Annotated in this window: 5 protein-coding genes; 4 read left to right on the top strand and 1 reads right to left on the bottom strand. The window is 71.3% G+C overall.

Going from position 1 to position 4,046, the window contains the following annotated elements:
* Window positions 1–545, bottom strand: a 545-nt coding sequence (locus SACHA_RS20280) for an FAD-binding protein (RefSeq protein ID WP_232211809.1), incomplete at its 3' end; no start/stop codon positions are given.
* Between the two features lie 351 nt (window positions 546–896).
* Between SACHA_RS20280 and hsaA the strand changes: the two genes are divergently transcribed.
* The 4 genes from hsaA to SACHA_RS20275 form a co-directional block, all read left to right on the top strand.
* Complete coding sequence (gene hsaA, locus SACHA_RS0104580; protein WP_019807541.1) at window positions 897–2,072, top strand: 3-hydroxy-9,10-secoandrosta-1,3,5(10)-triene-9,17-dione monooxygenase oxygenase subunit; 1,176 nt, start codon at window positions 897–899, stop codon at window positions 2,070–2,072.
* A 74-nt stretch (window positions 2,073–2,146) separates the two neighbouring features.
* A complete protein-coding gene (hsaC, locus tag SACHA_RS0104575) occupies window positions 2,147–3,052 on the top strand; it encodes an iron-dependent extradiol dioxygenase HsaC (protein WP_028662885.1) in 906 nt (301 codons plus the stop codon).
* The gene (gene hsaB / locus SACHA_RS0104570; protein WP_019807537.1) at window positions 3,049–3,588 is read left to right on the top strand and encodes a 3-hydroxy-9,10-secoandrosta-1,3,5(10)-triene-9,17-dione monooxygenase reductase subunit; all 540 of its coding nucleotides are present in this window, start codon (window positions 3,049–3,051) and stop codon (window positions 3,586–3,588) included. Before hsaC ends, hsaB begins: the two co-directional genes overlap by 4 nt.
* A 307-nt stretch (window positions 3,589–3,895) precedes the next feature.
* Window positions 3,896–4,046, top strand: a 151-nt coding sequence (locus SACHA_RS20275) for an SDR family NAD(P)-dependent oxidoreductase (RefSeq protein WP_039737950.1), incomplete at its 3' end; no start/stop codon positions are given.

Genomic DNA, 4,046 nt, shown 5'->3' with positions numbered 1-4,046 from the left:
CTGCCGCGGAGCCTGCCCGCCAGCCACCGGGCCCCGAGCCGCAGCAGGTGCCGGGTGCCGCGCGGATGGCGGGCGAGCAGGCTCAGCCACCGGAAGTCCGCCTGGGTCAGCGGCACCCCGAGAGGCGGGGCGCTGTAGGGCGGTTCGAGATTGTCGATCTCGTCACCGAGGACGGTGGCGTCGAACGGCTCGGGCTCCACCGACCGGCCGCCGGGCCGTCCGCCCGGAGCCTCCGGGTGATAGTCGGAGTAGCCGGGTACCCAGCGCAGCCGCAGCGGGGTGTGCCGCTGGACGAAGGAGACCACCTCGGGGCCGGTGTCCAGGTAGGCGCTGCGACGTTCGGGGGAGACGACGTCGCCGACGATCGAGGCCAGGTAGCGCTTGGCGTCGGCCGGGGTGTCGGAGACGCCGGTGGCCTGCAGGGTCTCGTTGTTCGGGATCCACACCCCGCCGCCGGATCGGGCGGTGGAACCACCGTAGTGCGCGGCCTTCTCGACCACCACCACCGACAGTCCCTCGTGCGCGGCGGCGAGCGCCGCCGTCATCCCCGCCGCGCCGCTGCCCACCACGACGACGTCGAACTCGGTGGACCCGGACCCGCCCCCGGCTCCGGTCGCGGAGCCGGGGGCGGCGTCGGTGACCGCATGGTCGTGGGTCATCGGACCTCCTTCTCGGGAGAACGGTGCCGGGTTCCGCTCTGCGGCCGGCGTCCCGCCGACCGTCCTACGAGAACATGTTCCATACGGAGGGTAGGCCGCCGGTCCCACCGAGTGGAATCGGGAGTCGCGGCACTGTGAGCGGTTTCTCCAGGGTGGGGTTCGGGATGACAACAACGAGAACGTGTTCTAGTCTCAGGCGGAGTTGTACCAGTCAAACCCGGTAGGAACGAGGCACAGATGAGCGAGGGCACCGACGCGGTGGTCGCCGGGATCGAGGAGCTGCTGCCGGCTCTGCGCGAGCGTGCGCAGGAGGCCGAGGACGCGCGGCGCGTCCCGGAAGAGTCGATCGAGGCCCTGGCCGATGTCGGCTTCTTCAAACTCCTGCAACCCGCCCGGTACGGCGGCTACGAGGCCGACCCGGTGACCTTCTACACGGCGGTCCGGTCACTCGCGAGCGCGTGCGGGTCCACCGGCTGGGTCGCCTCCATCCTCGGCGTGCACCCCTGGCATCTCGGCCTGTTCGACGACCGCGCGCAGCAGGAGGTGTGGGGCTCGGACACCGGCACCCTGGTCTCGTCGTCGTACGCACCGATGGGCAGGGCCACGGTCGTCGACGGCGGCTACCGGCTGTCCGGCAAGTGGAGCTTCTCCTCCGGTTGTGACCACGCCACGTGGGTGCTGCTCGGTGCGCCCGCGTTCACCGCCGACGGCGACCCGGTCGACTTCTGCACCTACCTCGTCCCGATTTCCGACTACACGATCGAGGACGTGTGGGACACCGTGGGCCTGCGCGGCACCGGCAGCAACGACATCGTCGTCGACGACGTGTTCGTGCCCGCCCACCGCGTGCTCAGCTTCGTGGCGACCTCGAAGTGCCGGACCCCCGGCCAGGAGGTGAACACCGGCCCGCTGTACCGGCTGCCGTACGGGTCGGTGCACCCGAGCACCATCACCGCGCCGATCATCGGCATGGCGCAGGGCGCCTACGACGCGCACGTGGCCTACCAGCGCGAACGGGTGCGCGCCTCCTACATGGGCGAGCAGTCCAACGAGGACCCGTTCGCCAAGGTCCGGATCGCCGAGGCGGCCAGCGAGATCGACGCGGCGTGGCTGCAGCTCACGCACAACATCGACGAGCTGTACCAGCTCGCCCGCCGCGGCGAGAAGCTGCCGTTCGACACCCGGCTACGGGTGCGCCGCGACCAGGTGCGTGGCACCGAGCGCGCCATCGCCGCGATCGACCGGCTCTTCGAGAACTCCGGGGGCCGTGCGCTGCGCGCGGGCACACCGATCCAGCGCTTCTGGCGTGACGCCCACGCGGGCCGGGTGCACGCGGCCAACGACGCCGAGCGCGCCTACCAGATGTTCGGCACCGGCACCTTCGGCCAGACCGTCGAGAACGCCATGGTCTGACCGGAGTCCGACGCCACGGTCCGGTCGATCCGGACCGGACCCCCACCCACCGACGAGACGAACGGATGACGCACATGGGTATCCGCTCCCTGGGCTACCTCCGCATCGAGGCCACCGACATGGCCGCCTGGCGCGAGTACGGGCTGAAGGTGCTCGGCATGGTCGAGGGCTCCGGTGACGACCCGGACGCCCTGTACTTCCGGATGGACGAGTTCCCCGCGCGCCTGGTGATCGTGCCGGGGGAGACCGACCGGCTGGCGCAGGCCGGGTGGGAGGTCGCCCACGCCGCCGAGCTGGACGAGATCCGCCGGAGCCTTTCCGAGCACGGGGTGCCGTTCAAGGAGGGCTCCCCGGAGGTCTGTGCCGAGCGCCGGGTGGACGAGCTGGTCACGTTCGAGGACCCGTCCGGCAACACGCTGGAAGTCTTCCACGGCATCGCGTTGCAGCACCGCCGGGTGGTCAGCCCCTACGGGCACACGTTCGTCACCGGTGAGCAGGGCCTGGGGCACGTGGTGCTGTCCACTCACGACGACGAGGCGTCCCTGCGGTTCTACCGGGACGTGCTCGGCTTCCGGCTGCGCGATTCGATGAAGCTACCGCCGCAGGCGGTGGGCAGGCCGGAGGACGGCAAACCGGCGTGGCTGCGCTTCCTCGGCTGCAACCCGCGCCACCACAGCCTCGCGTTCCTGCCGATGCCCACCCCGAGCGGCATCGTGCACCTGATGGTGGAGGTGGCCAACTCCGACGACGTGGGCCTGTGTCTGGACCGGGCGCTGCGGCGCGAGGTCCCGATGTCGGCCACGCTCGGCCGGCACGTCAACGACCTGATGATGTCGTTCTACATGAAGACGCCGGGCGGCTTCGACGTCGAGTTCGGCTGCGAGGGGCGCCAGGTCGCCGACGACACCTGGATCGCCCGGGAGAGCACCGCGGTGAGCCTGTGGGGCCACGACTTCTCGGTGGGAGCGCGGCAGTCGTGACCCGCAGCGCACCCACCGTCGATCCGACCCGCTTCCGGTCGGTGCTCGGGCACTTCTGCACCGGGGTGGCCGTGGTGACCGCACACGACGGCGACGCACCCGTCGGGTTCGCCTGCCAGTCGTTCGCGGCGCTGTCCCTGGAACCGCCGCTGGTGCTGTTCTGCCCGGCGAAATCGTCGCGCACCTGGCCGGTGATCGAGCGGGTGGGCACGTTCGCGGTGAACGTGCTCTCCGGTGACCAGCGCGACGTCAGCGCCACCTTCGGCGCGCGGGGCGCGGACAAGTTCGCCGCGGTGGACTGGTCCCCGGCCCCGTCCGGTGCCCCGGTGTTGACCGGGTCGCTGACCTGGATCGACTGCGCCATCGAGGCGGTGCACGAGGCCGGTGACCACTACGTCGTGGTGGGCCGGGTGACCGAGCTCGGCGCGGTCTCCGACGGCCGCCCGCTGCTGTTCTACCGCGGCCGCTACACCGTCACCGAGCCGGAGGCCGTGGAGGAGATGTTCACCTGGCCCCGCCCGGACGACTGGTTCTGACCTCCGCGGTGCCTGCCGACCTTCTCCCGGTCGAGAGGGTGCGACGGATCTCCTCGTCCTCCAGGTCCGCGGCCACCCGGAGCGCGTGGTCGAGCGGTCGGGTGGGCTCGCCCATCGGGAAGGTCGGTGAACTGGAACGGTCCTCGCGATCGATCATCACGTAGCATGGTACAACGCCGTGGCGTGGTGGGAAGTGCGCCGATCTCGGGGCGTTCGGGATCCGGGTGGGGAGTGACCGCCGTCCGCATACCATCGTCGACGCATCGAGGAAGTCGACGGTGTTCCGCAGCACCGGAGGGAGCGGGCGATGGAGAGCGGACGTGTGGCGGTGGTGACCGGTGCCGGATCGGGGATCGGGCGGAGTGTGGCGCTCGCGTTGCTCGGGCACGGCTACCGGGTGGCGCTGGCCGGGCGGCGGGAGGACGCGCTGCGGGAGACGGCGGCGCGGGCCGAGCGGG

Origin of the sequence: Saccharomonospora halophila 8, assembly GCF_000383775.1 — a bacterium.
Taxonomy (GTDB): domain Bacteria; phylum Actinomycetota; class Actinomycetes; order Mycobacteriales; family Pseudonocardiaceae; genus Saccharomonospora; species Saccharomonospora halophila.
The sequence above is the reverse complement of the archived record's forward strand: the minus strand, read 5'-3'. Positions and strand labels throughout refer to the sequence as shown.

What these genes read in the sequence shown, in the direction of transcription:
- hsaA (WP_019807541.1), top strand. Translation starts at nt 897, where the DNA reads ATGAGCGAGGGCACCGACGCGGTGGTCGCCGGGATCGAGGAGCTGCTG.
- hsaC (WP_028662885.1), top strand. Translation starts at nt 2,147, where the DNA reads ATGGGTATCCGCTCCCTGGGCTACCTCCGCATCGAGGCCACCGACATG.